The sequence below is a fragment of the Haloferax sp. SDI50 genome (assembly GCF_059802635.1).
Genome location: NZ_JBPULL010000001.1, coordinates 1,032,199 through 1,055,020 on the forward strand (window position 1 = coordinate 1,032,199; position 22,822 = coordinate 1,055,020).

At 54.2% G+C, this 22,822-nt stretch carries 17 protein-coding genes; 11 read left to right on the top strand and 6 right to left on the bottom strand.

What is annotated here, in order from left to right:
- Positions 1 to 377: 377 nt before the first annotated feature.
- Entirely contained in the window at positions 378 to 1,910 is a 1,533-nt protein-coding gene (locus ACSR87_RS05355; RefSeq protein WP_498531038.1) for a DUF7827 domain-containing protein, read from the bottom strand.
- Positions 1,911 to 2,401: 491 nt separating this feature from the next.
- Here ACSR87_RS05355 and ACSR87_RS05360 point away from each other — a divergent pair, with 491 nt between their 5' ends.
- The 4 genes from ACSR87_RS05360 (at position 2,402) to ACSR87_RS05375 (ending at position 8,525) form a co-directional block, all read left to right on the top strand.
- Entirely contained in the window at positions 2,402 to 3,970 is a 1,569-nt protein-coding gene (locus ACSR87_RS05360) for a COG1361 S-layer family protein (protein ID WP_498529765.1), read from the top strand.
- Between the two features lie 3 nt (positions 3,971 to 3,973).
- Positions 3,974 to 6,493, top strand: a complete 2,520-nt coding sequence (locus ACSR87_RS05365) for an efflux RND transporter permease subunit (protein WP_004062810.1) — start codon at positions 3,974 to 3,976, stop codon at positions 6,491 to 6,493.
- 120 nt (positions 6,494 to 6,613) lie between these two features.
- Entirely contained in the window at positions 6,614 to 7,726 is a 1,113-nt protein-coding gene (cetZ6, locus tag ACSR87_RS05370) for a tubulin-like protein CetZ6 (protein WP_006601223.1), read from the top strand.
- Between the two features lie 178 nt (positions 7,727 to 7,904).
- Entirely contained in the window at positions 7,905 to 8,525 is a 621-nt protein-coding gene (locus ACSR87_RS05375) for a TetR/AcrR family transcriptional regulator (RefSeq protein WP_004062812.1), read from the top strand.
- Positions 8,526 to 8,688: 163 nt separating this feature from the next.
- Here the strand turns inward: ACSR87_RS05375 and ACSR87_RS05380 are convergent, their stop codons facing one another.
- Both ACSR87_RS05380 and ACSR87_RS05385 read right to left on the bottom strand, forming a co-directional pair.
- Positions 8,689 to 9,663, bottom strand: coding sequence for a CARDB domain-containing protein (locus ACSR87_RS05380; protein ID WP_275879766.1), 975 nt, complete (start codon positions 9,661 to 9,663; stop codon positions 8,689 to 8,691).
- Positions 9,664 to 10,057: 394 nt separating this feature from the next.
- The gene (locus ACSR87_RS05385; RefSeq protein ID WP_004062814.1) at positions 10,058 to 10,342 is read right to left on the bottom strand and encodes a hypothetical protein; all 285 of its coding nucleotides are present in this window, start codon (positions 10,340 to 10,342) and stop codon (positions 10,058 to 10,060) included.
- A gap of 125 nt (positions 10,343 to 10,467) precedes the next feature.
- Here ACSR87_RS05385 and ACSR87_RS05390 point away from each other — a divergent pair, with 125 nt between their 5' ends.
- The 6 genes from ACSR87_RS05390 to ACSR87_RS05415 all read left to right on the top strand — a co-directional run bounded on the left by ACSR87_RS05390 (position 10,468) and on the right by ACSR87_RS05415 (position 17,111).
- Entirely contained in the window at positions 10,468 to 10,962 is a 495-nt protein-coding gene (locus tag ACSR87_RS05390; protein ID WP_233521783.1) for a hypothetical protein, read from the top strand.
- 282 nt (positions 10,963 to 11,244) lie between these two features.
- Positions 11,245 to 11,406 (top strand): hypothetical protein, encoded by a 162-nt coding sequence (locus tag ACSR87_RS05395; protein WP_004041948.1) that lies wholly within the window; start codon positions 11,245 to 11,247, stop codon positions 11,404 to 11,406.
- 669 nt (positions 11,407 to 12,075) lie between these two features.
- Positions 12,076 to 12,513 (top strand): type IV pilin domain-containing protein, encoded by a 438-nt coding sequence (locus ACSR87_RS05400; protein WP_004062816.1) that lies wholly within the window; start codon positions 12,076 to 12,078, stop codon positions 12,511 to 12,513.
- Positions 12,514 to 12,999: 486 nt separating this feature from the next.
- On the top strand, positions 13,000 to 14,238 hold the full coding sequence (gene agl6 / locus ACSR87_RS05405) for a low-salt glycan biosynthesis hexosyltransferase Agl6 (RefSeq protein WP_498529766.1): 1,239 nt from the start codon (positions 13,000 to 13,002) through the stop codon (positions 14,236 to 14,238).
- Positions 14,239 to 14,371: 133 nt separating this feature from the next.
- Positions 14,372 to 15,859: a lipopolysaccharide biosynthesis protein gene (locus ACSR87_RS05410; RefSeq protein WP_498529767.1), complete on the top strand. Its 1,488-nt coding sequence runs from the start codon at positions 14,372 to 14,374 to the stop codon at positions 15,857 to 15,859.
- Positions 15,860 to 16,088: 229 nt separating this feature from the next.
- Positions 16,089 to 17,111 (top strand): polysaccharide pyruvyl transferase family protein, encoded by a 1,023-nt coding sequence (locus ACSR87_RS05415; RefSeq protein WP_498529768.1) that lies wholly within the window; start codon positions 16,089 to 16,091, stop codon positions 17,109 to 17,111.
- 256 nt (positions 17,112 to 17,367) lie between these two features.
- Here the strand turns inward: ACSR87_RS05415 and ACSR87_RS05420 are convergent, their stop codons facing one another.
- A complete protein-coding gene (locus ACSR87_RS05420; RefSeq protein ID WP_498529769.1) occupies positions 17,368 to 18,465 on the bottom strand; it encodes a glycosyltransferase family 4 protein in 1,098 nt (365 codons plus the stop codon).
- 31 nt (positions 18,466 to 18,496) lie between these two features.
- On the bottom strand, positions 18,497 to 19,711 hold the full coding sequence (locus ACSR87_RS05425) for a sulfatase-like hydrolase/transferase (RefSeq protein ID WP_498529770.1): 1,215 nt from the start codon (positions 19,709 to 19,711) through the stop codon (positions 18,497 to 18,499).
- 125 nt (positions 19,712 to 19,836) lie between these two features.
- Between ACSR87_RS05425 and ACSR87_RS05430 the strand changes: the two genes are divergently transcribed.
- Entirely contained in the window at positions 19,837 to 21,402 is a 1,566-nt protein-coding gene (locus ACSR87_RS05430; protein WP_498529771.1) for a hypothetical protein, read from the top strand.
- 338 nt (positions 21,403 to 21,740) lie between these two features.
- On the opposite strand, the gene ACSR87_RS05435 is transcribed toward ACSR87_RS05430, so the two are convergent.
- Positions 21,741 to 22,772, bottom strand: a complete 1,032-nt coding sequence (locus ACSR87_RS05435) for a glycosyltransferase family 4 protein (protein ID WP_498529772.1) — start codon at positions 22,770 to 22,772, stop codon at positions 21,741 to 21,743.
- Between the last annotated feature and the right edge of the window lie 50 nt (positions 22,773 to 22,822).

A 22,822-nucleotide genomic window follows, 5' to 3' on the forward strand; every position in this document is an offset into this window, starting at 1 on the left:
GTAGAACGATATAAGCGGCCTTGGTAAATGCTTTCTGTTTCTATTGCATGTTTGGTCGCTGTCCCCGTTTTCGTCTTCCACTTGGCGTCCGGTCGCGGGCCCGCCCGCACGCAACAATACAGTCAGAGTCAGCGGACGGTACCGGTCAACACTCTCGGAGCAGACGACCGAGAACCCGACCGCCACCGAGCATCGAACCAATCCGACCACCGACAACGACACGACAAGAACGGTCGTGATGACGACGGCAGCCTCAACCTCACTAGTCAACGAAACGCACAAAAGAGACCACAACCGCCGAAACGAGTCAGGGCGAGAGTCCACGGACAGACCACAGCTTCAGTCGCGAGCCGACGGCAGTACCGCGTGGAAGAACGTCACCCGCGAGTGGTCACATTCGACTCGATTTCGATTTCTTCCGGCCCCGCGACGACCGTGTCGTTGTAGCTAATCGAGACGTTCGCAGAGCCGGTTCCTGGCGGAGCGAAGCTACAAGTGACGACGCCGTTCTTGCCGACCGTCGTCAGGCACCGCGAGAAGTACGTGGTTCCTTCCTGCGACATCGTGAGGTCGATATCCATCTTGGTCTGTGGAGCGAGATTGGTCCGTGCCGAGACGTTAAGCTTCGTGTCGGACATGGTGGCCGAGAGGTTATCTACCGACGGTTCGGCGACCGTGAACGCTTCAGTCAGTACGACTTGCTCGCCGTCGGCGTGGATATCGCTGTCGATTGCGACCGTCACGTTGTACGTCCCGGTTTCCAAGCGGGCGGAGTCAGCGACGACGTTGAGGCTGTCAGTCTCCGCATCGTATTCGACATCGAACACCGTCTGCGGGGAGATGAGATCCATCTCGGAGCTCTCAACCCGGAGGTCGACACCGGGACCCACGTTACCGAGACCATTCGGTGCGTATTCGAGACTACTGTGGACGGTCTCGCCTCCGAACGATACCGAAGCATCGCTTACGCCTTCCGTACGGGGGTTGACGACGTGGTATTCGAACAGCAGCGTCTCGTTGTCCGCGACTGTTATCGGTTCGTCGAACGCGACTGTCAGCCCGCCAGTAGACGTGACCTGATACCGATTGACGGCGGTTCTGAGCGACCGGTCGATCTCACCGTCGGCATCCGTATCAATCCCGATGTGGTCGACCAGCCGTGAGCTGTGCAGCGAGGGAGACGGACCCCCGCGGTAGGTAATCCGAAGCGTTTGGCCCGTACGAGCGTCGCTCTCTGGCGACCACTGTACAACGTGTGTCGTGTGCGCGTTCGTGGACGCGTTGCGTGCGAACACCGGTTGCGTACCGGGAGCGGGTTGCTGAACGGCACTTTCGAGTCCACTCACACGGTACTGCACGACTGCATCATCACCGACTGCAACGACGGACGGGGACCCAGTCTCGCGTACTCTATCGGCACAGTCGATGTGGCTGGGCTGCTGGGAAGCTGGTACTGAACACACCGCACTCCCACGAACCGATGGGGGTTCGATCCAGAGTCGGTCCGCAATCCGGGTGTGGCCGGCAGAGGCAATCACGCTGTACCGACCTGTCGGGAGTGTCGTTTGGCTGGTCTTGCTCGGCCGCGTGAGGACCGAGACGGTGTCGTTTGCGTCCGCCACTCGGAATGCGGCGCCGGGATTATCCGCTTGTTGCGTGTCGAACACCACGGTGACACTACCGTCGCCGGAGCCGTCAGTCACTGAGACCGTCGTCGAGAACTCACCTTCCACAGCTGAGATTTGGAACCTGGCCTCGTCGGTGTTGTTGAGGATCAGCGTGCGCGTTACGAAGTCACCCTGCTGTTCGACTCGTTGGACGTCCGCGAACCGTACCGATTCAGCTGCCGATTCGTCAGAATCGACAGCGATTGCGCCGCTGGGAATCGCCGTCAACCCGAGAATCAACAAGAAAATAACAGATAATGTTCGTATCGAGCGGGTCCGTGGACTCATACCCCTGACTATCTGGTCCGGTAGTAAGTACTTTCTGTCACAGTCACCGTCCACACGCCTTAGGACGCTTACAGATCCGTTGTGCGTCCGGTTTTCGGTGAACTCTTGATGTGACGCTAACACGAGGGGTGAACTGCACCAGGTAGCGTGTCCGTCGCTTCGAGCAAAGAGATGTCACGCAGGTCACAGTCGGTTCCGAATACCCTCTTTTGACGTTCGCTACCCCCATCATTCGGGGGTATATTGTTGATTCACCGACCGATATCCACAAAAGATATTAGTTGTGTGTCGCTACTGTTAGTAGAGATGTATACACAGGTATCGGGGCGCGCGCAGTCTTGTTCAACTACCGTTCTCATTCACACGTCTGAGACGTACTGATGCACAGAGACACCCTCCGTTCTACGCTTTTGACTCTCGGTCTCGCTCTCGTGTTGACTACGTCTATGGTTACCCCCGCGGTCGCCCAGACTGCCAGTTCGGGGCAAGTGTACGGCTCTCCCGACATCGACGTCTTCACGTCGACGAGTGAGTTCGAGCCCGGAACGCAGTCCCAGCTCAGGCTCACGCTCCGAAACAACGGCGAGATCGACCAATCGGGTCCGGAACGATACGAGAGTCGCGTGACAACGGCCCGTGGCGTCACGGTCGAGGCACGCCCGGGGGACGCCCCGGTCGAGATTAACACCGGCACAATCGGCGCTGGAAACGTCCCGACGGGGACCGTCGACCTCTCGCCGATAGATATCACGGTCTCCGAGAACGCGACCCCCGGGACGTATCGAATCCCGGTCGAGGTGTCGTACACGTACACCCGACTCGTCGATTACGACCCATCGGGGGCCGAGTACACGGACAACACGCGGACGAGGACCCACTACGTGACGGTTCGCGTGCGCGACCAGCCACGGTTCGAAGTCGTCGAGACGGAAACGACCGCACAGGTCGGAAACACCGGCGACCTCTCGGTGACGGTTGAGAACACCGGCACCCGCGCCGCGACCGATGCGAGCGTGACGGCGACCTCCCGCAGCGACGAACTCGTGTTCGGAACGGCCTCGGAGAGTTCGACCGCGCAAGTCGGTCGCTGGGCTGTCGGTGAACGCCGGACGGTCAACTACACGGTTTCGCTCGCTGAAGACGCGACGGTTCGCGGCTACACGGTGAACCTCGATGTCGACTACACCGACACCGACGGCATCGCTCGAACGTCGCGAACGTTGAACGTCGGCGTCACCCCCGTCGAAGAACAGAGCTTCTCGCTCGAAAACGTCACCACGAACCTCCGCGTCGGCGCGGACGGAACGGTCTCGGGCACGGTCGTCAACGACGGGCCGAAACGCGTCGACGACCCGGTGCTCCGGTTTAGTTCGAGCAACCCGAACATCAACGTCGAATCGTCCGAGTACGCGCTGCCGGACCTCGAACCCGGCGACAGCGCCGACTTCTCGTACGAGGTCGGCGTGAGTGACGCCGCGAACGCGAACGTCCAACAGCTCAACCTCTCGGTGGCGTACCGCAACAGCCGCGGCAACACGCGGGTCAGCGACAGTCTCACGACCAACGCCGAAATCGCGCCGCATCGGGACCGCTTCGTCGTCGAGGTCGTCAACAACACCATCGAAGCGGGCAGTGAGAGAGCGCTCCGCGTTCGGGTCACCAACAACGGCGACGAGCCGCTCACGAACATCGAAGCGAAGGCGTTCGTCAGCGACCCGCTCAGTAGCGGCAACGACGAGGGAATCATCAGCGAACTCCCGCCGGGCGAATCCGAAGAGTTCACGATTGCGCTGAGCGCCGGGGCCAACGCGCTGCCGAAGCGCTACCCGGTCTCGTTCGACTTCCAGTACGAGATGCCGGACGGTGACACGGAAGTCTCCCAGACGTACACCACGCCCATCGAAGTAATCGAGTCAGAGGGCGGCGGCCTCCCGGTCGGGCTAATCGTCGGTGCAGTCATCGTTATCGGCGTGCTCGGTGTGTTCGGCTGGCGGCGCTTCAACACGGACGAGTAACTAATGGACCTCCAGATCGATTACCAGCACTACATCGACGTCGTCGACGGCTGGATAGTCGACCAGCCGAAGACGGTGCTCCTCGTCTTCTTACTGCTTTCGGCGGGGTTTTCCGCCGGACTCGGACAGTCTGGAACCTCGTCTGGAACCAGTCAGTTTACCGAAGATGTCGCCGCGTACCAAGCGTTCGAAGAGGTCAACGACAACTTCGAGCGGGTGACGTTCGAGGAAGACACCGGTACGACACAGCTCATCCAATCGGGGTCGAACGTCCTGTCGAAGCCCGAGCTACTCAGGATGCTCAAGGCTCAACAGCGGTTGCAGGCCAATCCCGAGCTATCTGTCGTACAGACGACGAGCGTCGCCCGCGCCGTCGCCAGAGCCATAGACCCCTCAGCGACAACCATCGACGAAGAAATCGACGCCGTCGAACAGGCGACGCCGACGGAAATCGACCGCGCAGTCCAAGTCGCCGTCGAACAAAACCCGTCGGTTCGGTCGAGTCTGAGCGAGGACTTCAACGCGCGTTCCGCGTCGGCGTCCGCGACGATCGGCATCGTCACGCACTCGCTCACGACGGAGGTGTCCGACTCGGCCGGGACGGGCGGCGACAGTCCGCTGACGGAGATTCAACGACACGCCGAGTTCATCGTCGGCTCCGTCGGCGGGGATATCCGGGTGTTCGGCAGCGGAATCCTCTCCGAGGAGTTCTCCTCGGTCATCGGCGATTCGCTCGCGCTCGTCGTGCCGGCGGCGGTCGTCTTGATCCTGTTTTTCTTGGTGTTCGCGTACCGCGACCCAATCGACCTCCTGATCGGGGTCATCTCGCTGGCGATGGCCGTCCTCTGGACGTTCGGCTTCATGGGCTTGGCCGGAATCGCGTTCTCACAGATGCTCATCGCGGTGCCGCCGCTTCTCCTCGCGGTCGGCATCGACTTCGGGATTCACGCCATCAATCGCTACCGCGAAGAGCGGACCGAGGGCTTCGGCATCCACGAGTCGATGCGGACGGCGACCGACCAACTTCTCGTCGCGTTCACTATCGTGACGGGAACGACGGTCATCGGCTTCGCGGCCAACGCGTCGAGCGAACTCGGGCCCATCCGCGACTTCGGTATCGTCGCGGCCGTCGGCATCGTGTTTACCTTCTTCATCTTCGGCATCTTCCTGCCGGCGGCGAAGGTGTATCTCGACAGCCTCCGAGAGCGGGTCGGCTTCCCCGAGTTCGGGTCCGAACCACTCGGTGCGGAAGACTCGGTCCTCGGGAAGATTCTCCCGGTCGGGATTCACATCGCGCGCCTCGCCCCGAAGGCGTTCCTCGTCCTGCTGGTCGTGAGTACCGCGTGGATGGGGTACTACGGGTCGGGCGTCGACAGTCGCTTCACGCAGGATTCGTTCCTCCCGCCGGAGGACAACCCGGAGTATCTCGAACTGTTCCCCCAACAGCTACAACCGCGTGACTACACCGTGACCGAGACGACGAACTTCCTCGAAGACAACTTCCAGACCGGCGAGGAAGACGTCACGACGGTGTACGTCGAGGGGTCGCTGACGGACGGTGGTACCTTAGAATCCATCTGGCGGGCGGGGAACAGCCCCCCCGACAGCTTCGTCGTCGACGACGGCCACGCGCGGGAGACGAGTATCGTCACCGTCATCCAGAGCTACGCGGAGCGGGACCCCGAGTTCGCGGCGCTCGTCGCGCGGAACGACCGCGACGCGAACGGCATCCCCGACGACAACCTCAAGCAGATATACGACGCGCTCCTCGCGTCGCCGGCCCGCGACCAGGCGCTCAACTACATCACCGACGATTACACCTCCGCGCGCGTCGAGTACGCGGTCGAATCCGACGCCAGCCAGGCCGACGTGACCGAAGACACGCGCACGGTCGCGGACCGCTACCGCGTGGAAGCGACGGCCACCGGGAACGTCGTCATCCTGAAAGCCGTCTCCGACGTCATCGCCCAGTCGGCGTTCATCAGCCTTGTGCTCGCACTCGCCGGCTCGGCGGTCTTCCTGGTCCTCATCTACGCCCTGCTGGAAGGGCGGCCCTCGCTCGGCGTGGTGAATCTGGTCCCAATCGTCGTGACCGTCGCCGCTATCGCCACGACGATGCGGTATCTCGACATCCCGTTCAACGTGATGACCGGGACGATTCTATCGATCGGTATCGGTCTCGGCATCGACTACTCCGCACACCTCGTCCACCGCTTCGCCGAGGAGTACGACAAGGGAACCGACGTGTTCGCCGCGCTGACCGACACGGTGCGCGGGACCGGCGGTGCGCTGACCGGCAGCATGCTGACGACGGTGACCGGCATCGGCGTGCTCGTCATCGCAATCACGCCGATTCTGGGGCAGTTCGGGCTCCTGACCGGGGTCTCGATTCTGTACTCGTACGTGGCATCGCTCGTCGTCTTACCGCCGGCACTCGTCGTCTGGGCGCGACTCGTCCACGGCGAGGACGCCGAGTCGACCGACGCGGCGAGCGGCCCGGACGGCGCCGGCGGTGCGGTGTAACCCCGACGACGCTCACGCTGAAAGCCGAACCGCCGGCACGTCCCGGAGTCCAACGGGGCGTCGCGCGAAGCCGCGGGAGACCGGGATTTTTTTCGCTCGGTACGTCGCAGAGCAGACAACATGAACGTGTTCTGCTTTGGAGCAGGGAAGGCAGGAGGGAGAGTCGTCGAACAACTGCTGGAGTACGAACGACAGCGCAAGCCGGATTTCATCAGCGGCGCGGCCGCCTGCGATACGACCGCGGCCGACCTCGACGCCTTAGAGCTGATTCCCGAAGACGCACGCGTGCTGTTCGGTGCGACCGAAACCAACGGACAGGGCTTCGACGGTGACGCCGAGCGCGGCGCTGCCGCCGCCGCAGACGAGCATCGAAAACTCCTCGAACCGACCGACGACGCGCCGATTGCAGCGAGCGACGCCTTCGTCGTCTGTGCCGGTCTCGGCGGCGGGACCGGCGGCCCGACCGCCGCGGTGCTCGCCGAGCGGCTCTCGGAGGTGTACGACCAGCCGGTGTACGGCGTCGGCATCTTCTCGACGGCGACGACGGACCAACAGCGCGCGTCGAACACGTTGCGGTCGCTCCGCCAACTCGTGTCGAAGACCGACCACGTCTTCGGCTTCGACACGGCGGCGTGGGTCAAAAACGAAGACGAACCGATCTCCGACGAGACGTACGACACGCTCAACGCGGAGCTCGCACGCCGTCTCGGCACGCTCTTCGCAGCGGGTGAGGTCACGACCGCCGACGACGTCGGCGCGAGCGTCGTCGACGCCTCGGAGATTATGAACACGCTTCGCGGCGGCGGACTCGCAACGCTGGGGTACTCCGAGCGCCCGCTCCCGCCGCGCGATACGAGCGTGGTGGGGCGTCTCAAGCGACTCGTCGGCGACGACGCCGAGTCCGTCGACCAGATCGACTCGCTCAACCGAATCACGACACAGACGCGGGAAGCCGTCCGCGGACAGCTGACGCTCTCCTGCGATATCGGCTCTGCGTCCCGCGGCCTGCTCGTTATCACCGGGCGACCGGCATGGCTCAACCGAGACGCGATTAGTCAGAACCAAGGCTGGATCGAAGAGCAGACGGGGAGTCTGGAGGTTCGGAACGGCGACGACCCCCGGCCGGATGCGGACGCCCTCAGCGTGTTAGTCCTCCTCGGCGGGATTAACCCGACCGCACAGTTGACCGCGCTCCAAGCCGTTGCGGACGCAGGTGACTCGGGCGACGCGTGAACGCACGGGGGTCGATAAACGTCGCGAGACGGCGCCACAGAGCGGCGGCGAACACTGGGGGTCGCCCCACGACCGCGCGGAGTTGCGCGATTTCTCGGACTGCTGTCCCAGCTAACGACACGTTTAACTTCGAATCGGCGCTAGCTTCGTTAGCCTCGTACTGACGATAACGGAATTTATGACCTACTTCTCGGATTCAGCAGACTCCGATCGCCACCAGACACAGCAGGCGATCCTCGAAGCGACCCACCAGATATTACTCGAGTCCGGATACAATGGGATCTCCATCTCGCAAATCGCTGACCGGGTCGGCATCAGCAAATCGGTTATCTACCACTACTACGACGACAAGGAGTCGTTACTGGCGGAACTCTTAGACGTCGTGCATCGACGGTTCCTCGCGAAAATCTTCGAACAGGAGGACACGACACCGCGCGAAGAGCTTGAACGGTTTCTGACCCTGTTCGTCGCCGCGAAGCCGGTGAGTTGCCAGCCGGAGGCCGAACTGACACAGCTCGCGAAGACGTACGTCGAGCTACGAACGCAATCGGCTTCGAACCCGGACTACCGCGCGATTTTCACCGAGTCGGAGACCAGGGTCAAACGGCGGCTCACGGAGACAATCGAAGAAGGAATCGAACAGGGCGAGTTCAAGCCGGTAAACCCCGAGCGAACGAGCGAGCATATCATCACGTTCGTGGCGGGGGTGCTGTTTCGGCAAGCGACAACCGGCTCGGTCGACGGTGAACAGCTGCACAGCGAGATTCAAGAGCACCTCGCTGATCGGATTTACCGCTGAGTTCGACGGCACACGCGGCGCTGGGAGGCGTCGTGCGAGTGCGTTACGGGAGGTGACAGTCGCGGGTCGCTTGCTGTCGAATGTCGGAAAGAAGGGTCGTCACGGCGACGGGAGGGACAGCGGGGACCGACCGACGGGAGTGTGCGGGCTCAGTGCTCAGCTCTCAGTCGTCTCGGACCCACCGGCGGCCAGTGAACAACAGCGCGGTCACCACGAGCCCGCCGAAGAAGCCGCTCAGGAGGAACGTCGACGTGTTCGACGGGTCTACGCTGCCGAGGTTCACGGTGAGCGCGTTCGTACCTGTCGAAGCTGCCGACGAATCGAACTGCACCGACTGCGTCGCCTGACCAGTCGTCTCGCCGATGTCGTAGGTTGCCGCGACCGTTGCGGTGCTCGACGGGCGCTCGTTCACGTCGACGACGACCGTCTTCGAAGTCGCGGCATCGACCGACTGGAGCGAGGTCGTCGGCAGCTGCGACTCGTTCGACACGCCCGAGATGACGACGTCGTCGATGGGTGCGTTCCCGTGGTTGGTGACGCGGTACCGAACGGAGACCGTGTCGTTTTCCTCGAAGGCGGTCGCGTAGACCGACACGTCGTCCCGAAGCGACTCGACCTGGACGGTGTCGAACGCTTCGACGGATTCGCCGTCGTTGTACCGGAGCGTCGCCTTGAGCGCGGTTTCGCCCGCCTCGGACGGTTCGACCGTGAACTCGTAGGTCGTCGAGTTCTCCGCGGCGAGAACCGGCGTGATCGCGGTCCGGCTCTGCATTTCGCCGTCGACCGAGTCGAGTCGAAGCGACAGGTCCGTCAGCGCCTCGTCATCACCGTTCGACACCGTGACCGTCACGGTGGTGTCAGTCTCGGCGACTGCGTTGTGCGTCTCGATGTGGACGCGGGGCGGAACCGTCGTCGACGTGCTCGGTTCCGAGACCGTGACGAACACCGGATGCTTGAGGTGGACGATTTCCGAGGTCGCACCGTCGGAGTCGTAATAGCGACCGCGGACGTGCACCGTCAGTCGCTTATCACCGGCAGTGTCGAAGCGCGCGCTCACCGGCACTTCGGCGGTGTCGCCAGCGCCGAGCACCCCGATTTGGTTCGCTTCGCTATGTTTCGTTCCAGAGCTGTCCTCCACCGTTACCTCCGTGACTTCGAAGCTGCCGCTCCCCGACCCAGAATGACTAATTGTCGGTGTAATTATAATACGGTCGCCAGTTTCGGGGTCCTCCTCGGAGACACTCACTCCGGTAACGGCGGTATGCGCGGGTGCCGCTGCCGCAGCACCCACCACACTTCCAACCGTGAGTAAACAAAGAATCATTACTAATCCAACTACTCCGCCCGTTTCGCGGTCGATTTTCGCTGTCATGCAGACTTTAGGCTTGCCTAAATAAATAAAAAGCCATCGGTTTTTAGGCCAGCCTAATACTCGGTGAGGGAGGACTCGATGGATTCGATGAATAATTGACAAGTGGCCGATGTCGGCGTGCTTTCCCGCCGCTCACGACCGAGACTAGCCGAAAAGCGGCTCAGGGGAAGAGTCGTCCGGTTTGCCATTCCCATACCAGTTCCGTCCCCAGCCAGACGAGCAACCAGACCGTCGCGAGGACGAAGACGAAGGCGGTAGCCGACAGTTGCTGGAAGGGTCGCGTGAGTGCGACCAAAAGCGGGGTGAAGAGGACGACCACTCCGACCATGGTGACGAGACCGATGAGGCTACAAACGTAGTGCTCAGTCGCGTTAATCTCCGCGGGTTGGATTACTTGCTGTGTTGATTGGTCATCGTCGGGCACTCCCCCGTGTTGATTGTACATCCGTAGCGACCTCCACCATGTAATTCATCAACAACCATTATAAATATGGCGTCGGGCTCGACACGACAGCCAGCGAACAGCTGTCTGACGGAATCTTGATTAGCGTCGTCCGAGTGGGCTGTATGATGCCACTGTCAAATTCGCCGGATACGTCGGCCGCCGACCGGGAGACGTCTGGCTCCGAGGGAGTCTCGCGCCGACGGGTGCTGCAAGCGTCAGCCGGTGCGGGGGCGCTCTTCCTCGCCACGGGGACAGCAGCCGCCAACGGCAAAGGCGGCCAAGCGGTCGTCAAGGAAGACGAGTACTACCCAGAGGAGTCGTTCGTCATTCTCGAAGCCGAAACGTGCGACAACCGGACGCCCGACGGCTCCTGTCGCGATGACTCGCTTCCGTTCCGGTGTAACGGCCAAGGCGGACGGTTCCCCCCGGGGAAAGGCGGCGCGCTCCCGTTCCCGTGGTGGAACTTCAAATACGAGAGCGGCCCGCTCGAAGGGGAACTGCTCCGAATCTACACGCGAGACAACAGCATCGACACGGACAGCACGTACCGCTGGACGCGAAAGAAAAAAAACTGCCCCGAAACGCCCGATTACTACCAGGTCGGGTTCGCCCGAGACTAGTACTACGGTCCGGTTTCCTCGGCCAACTCGGGCCGCGTCCCAGTTCAACCGTCTCAAGCCGACTGGGAGTCAGGTCCTCGCGTATTCGTGTCGCAGAATTATCAGTGCCCCGGCTTGAATCAGGACGCACCGAGAAGACAGCACGTAAGAGGTAGACGGTCTAGAAACACTTTTTAGATTAGATTAACTATTAGACATGATGGTTGGGTTGTACAATTTGGTACGTCGCGGCACTCGGGATGTCCCTGGGCAGGGAACGACTGATATGGGGGCGTCACAGCGATGAGTGGGCCGTCCCGGTTCGTCGAGCAGACCAAAGATCACCTCTACAAAGCGCTCGAAACGGACGATCCCGACGAGAAAGACTTCCACCTCCGGAACGCGCTGCAACTCTGTGCGTGGGACGGAGTGGCTGACCGAACGGAACAGAACGACGCCGACTGACGCTCTTCTCACCGCAACCGGGGCCGGTCCCGCGTGTTGTGGGTCTCCCGCCGAGACGACTGGCTAGGCGACCGACGAGTCATCTCGCGTCGCACGTCTGCCGTGGTAAAATAGTAAATATTCGGATTAATTTTGAATCTAATCGCTTCTCAGATATAATTCACAGCAGGAGAGCATGAGTAGTGTGTTCAGATATTCGATTTTGACTACGTATTCCTCCTATATAGTGTATGTTTTTAGAGAATATTCGTGTTTAAATTCGCTTTTTCATACATATTCAGATGACGGATTTGGAGTCCGATTTTATTCATCAGAAGTGGATAATATATCTGTATTTGAGGATTTTGGCCGTCAAAGTGTCCCCACACAGCGTTCGCTCGTTGCCGATGCGGTCGCGTGCGTGGTGACTGCCACAACGGATGGACCGCCACCGATTGACGACGATGAGCGGACGGCAGGCGCGGCCCGCGTCGGCCGACTCGCGACGACCCCGGTGCAGACCGCCCGTGCTATGTTACGATTGCTCAATCTGCTTTTAATAGCAATCCGTTCGAATGGCTATCTAAGCCCCGCAGGTGGGTCACATCGTCGACGAGCGCCGAACGGAACGTCGCTTCGACTGTCGGCATCGCGCGTCGACCACTCCCTGTCCGGGCGCAGGAATTTCCAATGCAACTCACAACTCTCTTCAACGACGATTCCGCCGTCTCACCGGTTATCGGTGTGATTCTCATGGTCGCGATTACGGTCATTCTCGCGGCCGTCATCGGCACGTTCGTCCTCGGTCTCGGCGACCAAGTCAGCGAAACGTCGCCGCAAGCGAGTTTCGACTTCGACTACACCAACACGTCAGGAAACCTCACGATTACCCACGAAAGCGGAACCTCGATTGATGCAGACAGCGTCTCTATCTCGGGACCCGTGGGTGACGACGGCGACACCTGGGCGGACATCGACGGTTCAGCGACCGAAATCACCGCAGGGAGCTCGATTACCGTCACTGCGAACGGCAGCTCGTTCGACTCCGGCGAAACGGTCCGCGTAATCTGGACCTCCGACTCCGGCTCCAGCTCTTCGACGCTCCAGAGCTGGACGTACAACGGCTGAACGAACCACTGACCGACTTTTTTGCGAGCGTGTCGACGAGCAGTAACAGCAGCTAGATAAAACAGCCATATGTCCGTTAGTGCTGTGGTCCCAAACGCACCGGTACGCCGCGGGAGACCGCGAGCGACACGCCGTCGTCAGGCGGTTGTGCCGCGCTCGACGCACACCGACGACTCGGTGCGAGTTCGGCCGCGGCGACCGCTCAGCCTCGGCGTCACAGCGCGTGGACACCCTCGAACCGTCCTGAACAGTCGTGGAAATACAGAGATTTTTTGATGACATACCTGTGGGTTTTGCGGTTGAACCCCTCGGTCCGTGGCTCTCACTATAGAGGTCTCGTAAGTCCTAGGATATCCTGGAAGTCGTAAGAGGCCAAATTCTTTATAGGTGTGCTTTCGTCTATCTGATAGTACGCGTCAACTCGGAGTGTGTACGCTTGCAGCCCCTCGCAGGCACACCCACTAGTGACACGGAGGAATCCAGTAAATGAGCACGAGATCCCAATCAGAATCCCCCGTAGACGCTCCACAGCAGGGAGCGACGAACGGGCAGTCTGCCTCGGACATCCACCTCAGCGGTGACGAGCTACTGCTGTCCGCAGACAGTGATATCGCACCCACCCTCTCGGTCGTGATGCCCACCCTCAACGAAGAGGGTGGCATCGCCCAGTGTATCGAGTGGGTCAAAGCCGCCCTCGAAGACATGCAGATTTACGGCGAGGTCGTCGTCGCGGACAGCTCGACCGACCGCACGCCCGAGATCGCGGCGGAAAATGGGGCGATTGTCATCGAGCCCGACGGCAAGGGCTACGGCTACGCGTATCTGTACGCGTTCGAGCGCGTCCGCGGCGAGTACATCGCCATGGGCGACGCCGACTGCACCTACGACTTCGAGGAGCTTCCCAAGCTGTTGAACATGGTTCGCTCCGGCGACGCCGACATGGCCATGGGGTCGCGACTGGAGGGCGAGATTCTCCCCGGGTCGATGCCGCCGCTGCACGAACACGTCGGGAATCCACTGTTGACGAAGTTCTTGAACGTCTTCTACGGCGCTGGCGTCAGTGACGCGCATAGTGGGATGCGCGTGTTTAGCCGCGACGCCTGGGAGACCATGGACTGCTCGTCGACGGGCATGGAGTTCGCCAGCGAGATGATTATGGAAGCCGGCGCGAAGGACTTGGAGATTAAAGAAAAGCCGATTACCTACCACCCCCGCGAGGGCGAGGCCAATCTGGAGAGCTTCCCCGACGGGTGGCGACACGTCCGGTTCATGCTCGTGAACGCGCCGGGGTATCTGTTTTCCGCGCCTGGGTTCGGGTTGTCTGTGATTGGCGTGTTGGCGCTGGTGTTGGCCTGGAGCGGTGTGGAGCTCGGTGGGGCGCAGTTCGGGATTCACACCGGGATTGGTGGTGGCCTGCTGACGCTCGCCGGCTTCCAGTTGATGCTGTTCGGGGCCTTCTCGACGGTGTCTTCGGATCCGGTTCGCGGGGCTTCCGATCCGTTTACGACGTGGTTCACCGAGCGAATTTCCTTGGAGCGTGGGGCGACGATTGGGTCTGTGGTGTTGCTCTGCGGGTTGGCCTACGGTGGGCTCCTGGCGTTCACGTGGGTGACGAGCGGGTTCAGTGCGTTGCCTATCGCGGTTGCTGATGTTGTGGCGACCGTGGCTGTGGTGGTCGGGTTGCAGATGGTCTTTGGGTCGTTCTTGTTGGGGTCGGTTGAGTAAATAACCTCATTAACTCCCCTCCAAGAGTCAATACTAAACTAGTTTCTGAGAGATAACGGCTGCGAAAATATTACGATAATACTTAGAAAATGGACTTGATACTTACAGCGACGAGGAACCAACATTGAGATCCGTGATTCAAAGTATCTACAATAGGTTAGTTTCAGATGGCACTACGGAACAAAAGGCCATCCAAAGTGGAGTTTGGGTGACAGGAATCAATGTAGGGGATCGGATTTTACAACTGGTGAAAATAATCGTTTTAGCAAGGTTACTTTCACCGGCTGCATTCGGGCTGCTTGGTATCGGGCTAGTTACTCTCGCCGCATTCAAACAATTTTCTCGATTAGGTCTGGATCAAGCATTAATTCAGCACAAAGACGAAAACGTGGATGAGTACCTAAATACTGTGTGGGTTATGAAGATTGTTAGAGGAGCTACAATTGCGTCCATAGCATATATATTAGCTCCATTTATTTCAGATGTTTTCAATGAACCCCAAGCAACATCACTCATCCGAGTACTTAGCCTTTCACCGTTAATACTTGGTATCCAAAACCCTGGGGTGGTTTATTTCCGCAAGGACCTAGACTTCCATAAAGAATTTGCATACCAGATAATTGCAAGATTGGTTGATGCGATGATTGCAATAGCCTTTGCCATTGTCTTTAGGAATGTATGGGCATTAGCAGCTGGGTTGGTTGCTAGTAATGTCTCAAAGACTATAATCTCATTTGTCATCCATAATTACCGTCCGGGTCTAACTTTCAACGTCGAATATGCAAAAGAGATGTTCGGCTTCGGAAAATGGTTACTTGCATCAAGTATTCTAATTTTCCTCTATGGACAAGGAGATGATGCCTTCGTCGGTTGGTTCTTTGGAGCGACAACACTCGGTGTGTACCAGATAGCATACAGATTCTCAAATGCACCAGCTACTGAGATTACGCATGTGATTTCACGTGTAACCTTCCCTGTATATTCAAAGGTGCAAGACGATAAAAGCAGGCTTCGGCAGGGATACTACCGTGCCGTGCAGCTATCGTCACTAATTGCTTTTCCTATGGTTGGAGGGATTATCGCGATCGCCCCTATCTTTGTCACTACAGTTCTAGGAGATCAATGGACCTCATCAATCCCGCTAATCCAACTATTAGCACTCTGGGGAGGGATAAGAGCGATCGGAGCGAATATAGGACCAGTACTAAAGGCTGTTGGTCGACCAGATTTTGACACAAAGATTCAGATAATCAAGGTCATATTTATTCTAATATTCATATACCCAGCAGCAGAAATGTATGGCCCCAACGGTGTGATTTATGTATTGATTGGGAGCGCACTGTTGACAATGCCGGTATTATATCACATTGTCTTATCAATTGTGGAAGGGACGTACTCACGTCTTGGACACTATCTCATTTACCCTACAATCGGGAGTACACTAATGTATCTAATTGTTGTTGGCTTAAGAGAGGAGGTCACAGTAATTGGTGGTGGTGGAAAGTTAATATTGTTAGTCATCACCGGGATATCAAGTTATATCGTGATAATGTTGTCAATAGACAAATGGATGGGCTATAATATTACCGGGTTAGTCCAGTCATTAACTAAAGCAATTTAGTCCCCAGCGATATTATACTTTTATCGTTTAATGTACTGAGAATACATTCAATACGGAGTTAGTTGATTGGCAAAGAAATCATTCCCTGACACTTTAACAGATTACAGGACTAAACCGAGATTCAGACAGACAACAGAGCCGAAATATCAAACTTCGATGGTTAGATCAAAGTCAAAAAAATAGAAAAGAACCGGTGGTTATACCATATCAGCGAGATTAGAGATGAGTAATGTATACAGTTCAGGAGATCAAGAGAGGACTGCGAAATCCAAAATTAGTTCAAGAGCAGTTATCACGCTTATATAAAATCCATCGTCCACATGATATTGGTGTCCATGGAAGTTATAAGACCGGAAATATCGGTGACAAGGCGTTAGGTGAGATATTCCAGAGTGAATTGACAAAGAAGGGTTATAGAACACATATATTTAACAAAAATGTCACCGATAGCAATGCGAAGAAGACGATTCTAGGAGGTGGTGGGGTAATACATGATTTTTATGGGACAGAACACCTGAAGAAGAGGTTAGACTACATTTCAGAAGACGGGTGTATCATCGGAGTTGGCGTCCCTGGATTACGTTCTGAAGAAGCACGAAACCTGGTCAACACAATATTACCTAAGAACCATCTAATTACTGTTAGAGATCAAAGGTCAAAAGATATATTGGAACGATTCTGTGATGCTGAGATCATCAAGACAGCGTGTCCAGCGTTCCTATATCAGGATCCAGAGTGTGAAACTAATAACCGAACAGGTGTGAATTTCAGGCCATGGTATAATCGATCAAAAGAAGACCTATCATATTATTTTGATTATGACAAGAATTTAGACGTGAATGCTGCCAAAATACAATATATAAATAATGCAAAAAGAATCTGTGAGACTGTAGAGAATCCCGTTTTTATCCCATTTCATAAATCGGATGAAGACTTTGCCAGACAACACCTTGACATAGAGATATACCCGTATGTGAATTCCGTTTCAAAGACGTTAGATCGAGTAAGTAAAGTCAACAAGATGGTTACAATGCGCTACCACTCTCTTATCTTTGCAGCAGTCTGCGGAAAACCGATACTACCGATTGCTTACGCTCCTAAAGTGAGCTCACTATGTGATAGAATGAATATTGAATCATTCGCTCCACATGGAGAGATCCCAGTCCAGTTTTCGAGCATACATAACATAGATAATCTTAGAAACCAATCGAAAGATAATTTTAAATTGGCTATCAAAACGATAGAACGCTAACCGAAACTGAAAATATACAGAGTACGCTAATCAATATTTTATCCAAGACAATACTATCAATTTTGTACACTCATGAGACGAAACTATTGAAGCATCATTTATGCTGCGCTTTTACACCACCTCCAAGTTATTGACGGTCGACAGATGCCGTAGTAAAGTTAAAATAGACAACGAGTCCTTAGACTATTTCGACACGCAAGAACCGTCGACTGAAACTTCAACTCATAGTTCTACATATTAGATACATCTATTGTCTTTATTGACTATCATCCAATAGCTCAGTGTATAATTCAATGTATCGGTCTGCGATTGGAATCAAATCAAATTCATCAATACGTTGATTAGCAGCAGCCAAACACCGGTTCCGAACAGTTGGATCCGTCAGCATTCTATTCATCTTTGTTGCTAACTCATCTGAATCTTGTTCATCTTCCAGAAGCAGTCCAGCATCACCGACTGCTTCTGGTACACCACCAGTTGAAGAACCAATTACAGGAGTTCCAGTTGCTTGAGCTTCAAGGAATACGATTCCAAACCCCTCAACGTCATAACCAGACCCACCGGCAGGAAGAACAAATAAGTCCGCGTTTTGGAGTCGATGCTGCTTTTCAGTCTCACTGATCCGACCAAGGAGATGTACATCTTCCAGACCGGTAGATTCCTCAACTATTGAGTCACGTAAAGGGCCGGTACCTGCAAGCTCAAGTTGGTACTCTCCTCGAACATTTGGATCAAGCTTTTTCCATGCATCCACAATTGTGCCCATATTTTTGCGCTCAACCATTCTGGAGATTGAAAAGACAGTTGAGTCATTATTCTTAGTCACTGTATCAGTGGACTGCTCATACTGTCCAATGTTGATTGATGGTGGAATTACTCTATCTGGAGTGAGGTCATGATCCCGTTGCACGATCGAAGATGTGAATTTGCTAACAGAATGGACTGCATCTGCGTTACTAAATGCGATTGAGGAGAGATGTTTTTCACGCAGCTCTAATGCGTGCGTAGAGACAACAGTTGGAATTCCCTCTTTCTGGGCTGCAAATAATGCAGGCCATTCTCGTATATGAACTGCGTGAACAATATCTGGGTTGTGTTCACTAATCGCTCTCAGTGATTCACGATAGACTGCATTAAAGTAGGTATGTAAATGGGGCTTAAACGAGGCTACCGTTTGAATAGATATCTTGCTAGGTAGCCTATCCCTGGTTTTTGACTCGTAGTCAGTGGGATCCACTTGAAGGACAATCGGTTCATGTCCCGTCAGATTTAGCCCGCGTTCGAGGTTTTTGACAACAGTTTGAATTCCACCAGGTGGTGGTGGGTAGTCGGGTGTTACTAGTAGTACTTTCATTGATTAGTAGTTGGTATGGTAGCGAAAAATTCTATCGATATCCCAACGCCTCTAAATGTTCAGCTAAAGATTCGTCAACATCTACTCCTTTAATCTCTCCATTTAGAAGGGGAATTTTTGTGAACTCCTCAGATTCAACGGCGGATATCATATTCGGTGTGATATCGCCTTTTTCAACTTCTGTCCCGTCTCTACGCTTTACTAAGAAGCCAGATTCTGCCGTCGCACGAATCGCACTATTCGATTTGGATATAACAATTCTGGGATCATCACAATCCAATCCAGGCCCCGCTGAGTCAACATCTGAGTCGGTGTGTGATACAACTTCGTCATACACATCTACATGTTGAACAATGTAGTCACAAGTCTTTCCTGACCGATATCCACCCGGGAATTTTACAGCTAATGGAGTTTTAATCACTTCTTTTATCGGGTCTTCATCCCAGGGGTGAACCATTTGCCCCATCTCACCAAACGCTTCACCATGATCACCTACAAGAATCACCAGTGCGTTATCCCACCAAGGCTTTGACCGCAAATGTTCCAAAACTGATGAAAGATGTCTGTCGAGATATCTGATGTGTTCATCGTATAACTCTCGAAGGGTATCTAATTCTTCACCTGTGGACAGACCATCGTGAAAGCGATCATTGAGTGATTGATAATCATCAACATCAATACTTTTATCTTTCCCATCGGTAATCGTGAAATCTGTGTGTGGCGTATGAGGATCCATGAAATGTCCCCATAAAAAATCGGGTTCCAAATCAATCGCATCTATGAGTTCCGACGAAAGTTCTTCAGCAGGAGTATACGGAGGGGATTCTAAATCAAGGGGGAGTAAATCTTGAACACGGAAAAAGACAGAGCGAGCAATCTCAAAATTGGAGCCAAGATCCATTAGCTTTGAGATAAGTGAATAACCACTATCTTTTTGCATATCACTAGAGATTCCACGTAAGTACCCTCGCTGTTCACTTAGATGAGGGTTATTTGGTATGGCAACAGACTGTCCAGAATGCATTTCGGCAAGTGTAGGCGTATCTTTTGATAGAGTTCCCTGACCTTCGGCTGTTTTCCCAGTAATTAGCCCTGGAAATGCTAATGGTGTTGCGGTTCCGTGCGAATACGAATTAGTGAAGGTACAAAAATCGTTCTGGATTATTTCCCAGCAATAGGGAAAATAATCCTGTGAAAGCCGATCAGCACGGATTGCATCAATAGATAACAGCACCGTTTTTGCCATATGGGATATATTATCTTTCTCATATTTGTATGCTTGGACTACATATCAAATAATCGCGTGTTCAAACATTCGGATTAGGTATACAAAGCATCAAGTAGCATCAGATTGTTCATTACGTGTAGGTAATGGATAACGCTCAATATGATTGGCGTAAACTCTGGATAGCCGGTTACTTTTTCGTATTTGCAGTCTTCACTTACCTCTCGATCGTCCCAAACACTTCCGTTTATGTCGAAGTGAACTATGCTGCTTTACTTGCGATATTCGCGTTCCCAATTTTCATAGCACTAAAATTCGATGTCCCCAGATGGGTATTATCAATCTTCGTTTTTGCAACCCCCTTCATCACGATGCTCGCAATCATTGGCCCTCACGAAGCAGGGTTCTACGGGTATGATCCGAACAACCACACCATGATGGCTTACGAACTTTTTCAGAACGGGTGGGACCAAATAACGTCCTGGTTGGGACACTGGCCTGGTCTCCCCGCCTTAATATCAGTCATCGTTGAAGTAACTGGTCTCAATGTAGAGACTGCTGGTAAGTACCTACCGTTAGTCGTTGCTACAGTTCCGTTTTTCCTCTTCCGTGGACTATCTCGTGTCGTTGACGACGATGCCGCCTTCTTGGCCGGGATGGGAGTAGCGTCCTCACAAAAACTGCTAATGTTTCAGGTGAAATTCATTGAGGAACCTTTCGCAATGGTAATGTTATTCTTCTCAATTGCTGCAATTTTTATCGTTAATGACCAACGAAAGCAAGTACTAGTTGTAATCCCTGCGATGGGAGTTATTGGGTTTGTCCACCACTATATCGCCGCAGTCGGAGCGCTGATTTTCTTGTTGTGGGCTATTATTAACCATCTACCCCTTCCATCGCGATTTGATACGATTTCCACTGGATATACCCCAACTGTTCTCTACGGTATTATCACAACCTTGGTGTTGGTGTCCGTGTTCTTATTCGCATATGAATCATTCACCCGTTTCGTTACTATCAATTTAATAACCGGGGCTGAACCACCGTCACTCACTGGTTCTCTTGCCCAACCAAGTTCGTTAAGGCGACTATTAGTCCGGTCCTCATTAGTCGTATATCTGGTGATGAGCACCATCACAGCCGCAGGCGTGCTCTCAAAGGGTAAAACTGCTGACTGGGAGCTCGCATGGGCAGTTCCGTCCGGGATTTTCGCTATTGGTTTCATTGGGACTACTGTCGCAGGCAAGATTGTCCCACTGTCTGCGGGCCGTTTTTTAGGTTTCATGATTCTATTCTTAGTCCCAGTCACGGTTGTGATGGTAGCCAACAAGCGTGTCACCGTACCCCGACCGAAGACTGTTGCCGCGGTACTGGTTATGGCCCTAATCATCACGCAGCTTACTCTGGTCCCAGCGTATCGCATCGATACAAATCCGTCACAGATGGTCTATCCAGAGGCTCACTACACTTCCTCAGAATATGCAACACTTGATTGGATGAAGATGCATGGACAGGAAATGCTAGTTGTGGATCAGCATCCCCGCTTCTGGACTGCCAATCAATACGATAATGTAGATAGACTAACTGGGGCCCCAAACTGTACTGCCTACTCGGTACACCGTTCCGATTATTTGGGAGTTGACGAATGGAAAAGACCAGTTGGGGATAATATTATTTACTCAGCTGGAAATATAACGCTTGGCAGGTGCTAAAAGTCATTCTTAAACGGTCTGATCCAAACCACCAACTTAGTCGGGAACGCAAGAGTCCAGTTGCCTTGGTTTTGGACTTAGCTCACGGATAGTTCTCAACGGTCGATCAACGTGAGAGACCACCGTTCCGGGATCATATAGGTGAATTCCGTAGAAAAGGTCTACAATTCACAACTGTAGATTGACCACTCATCGGCATCACCGTGGAATTGTCATGAATCGGTTAGTCTCACAGCAGTCTCTTACTTATGAAGATTACTATACAAGACAATGAACCTCATCTAAATCAACTCAATAACAGACTTAACCCCCTAAACTGTTTACAATTTGACATCCGTTCAAATCGTTTGTCTAATTAGAGAGGTTGTCTCAGCAGCAACTTGGGACCAATCAAATTGGGATGCAACCCTCACACAATCGTCTGGGTCAAGATTCTTGACCTCCTCAATACCTGAATCAAGATCAGTAGTGACCCGGCCACAAGTATGATCGATGATTTCAGACGCACCACACTGATCACTAACTACAACTGGTGTCCCACAAGCTAATGATTCTAATACCACATTCCCAAAGGCTTCAAAGTTTGCGGGGTGAATAGTGGCAATTGCTGAACTATAATATTCAGCAAGCTCTTCCTGAGTTAGCCGTCCTAAGCTTTGAACGTTGTCAACACCCTGAGCATCACCAATAACGTAAATAGGATATGGTGAATTTTCAGCATACGACTCGACCTGTGGGAGTCCCTTCCTTGGACTATTTCCCACGAATAATACGAAATTCTCCTGCACTACATCACGAGGATGAAAGATATTCCGATCAACACCATTATAGATCGTAGTTGAAGGTGCAGTTATGTCATACCCATTGTTCCACACATCTTGTGTTAAATCACTATTGAATATTAATGTATCTGCACAGTTGAGTGCTCTTTGTGTCATCAAGCGTCGAGATGCCGCCAAAGTTGAGTCCATTACCTTCGAAATAACTCCCATCTGTTCCCGACTGAAAGACCTCTCAATGTGCTTTGCATCATGTACCTTGTGGATTGTTGGAATACCTAGTGAGAAAGGAACCTCAGTATGGGTGAGCGCGACATCATAACCACCTATATCGACACTATTCAATTTTTTTCGAAGTGAAAGGGAAAACTGCAGGTGGTATCCAGTTAATGAGTAGAAATCTACCCACTGAATATCCAATTTTTCATCAACTTCAATTGAGCCTTGTTTTGATACAGTTCTCGGACGTCCCGCTAAGATAGTAACATCATGGCCTAAATCAGCAATTTCTGAATACAGATGATGTAGGTGGTAAGAAATCCCGCCAGCAACGTATGGAGGGAACTCGCGAGAGATAACCAACAGTCTCATACATCCGTACAAGATATGAGATAATATAATTGTATTGTTTAATTGAGCAA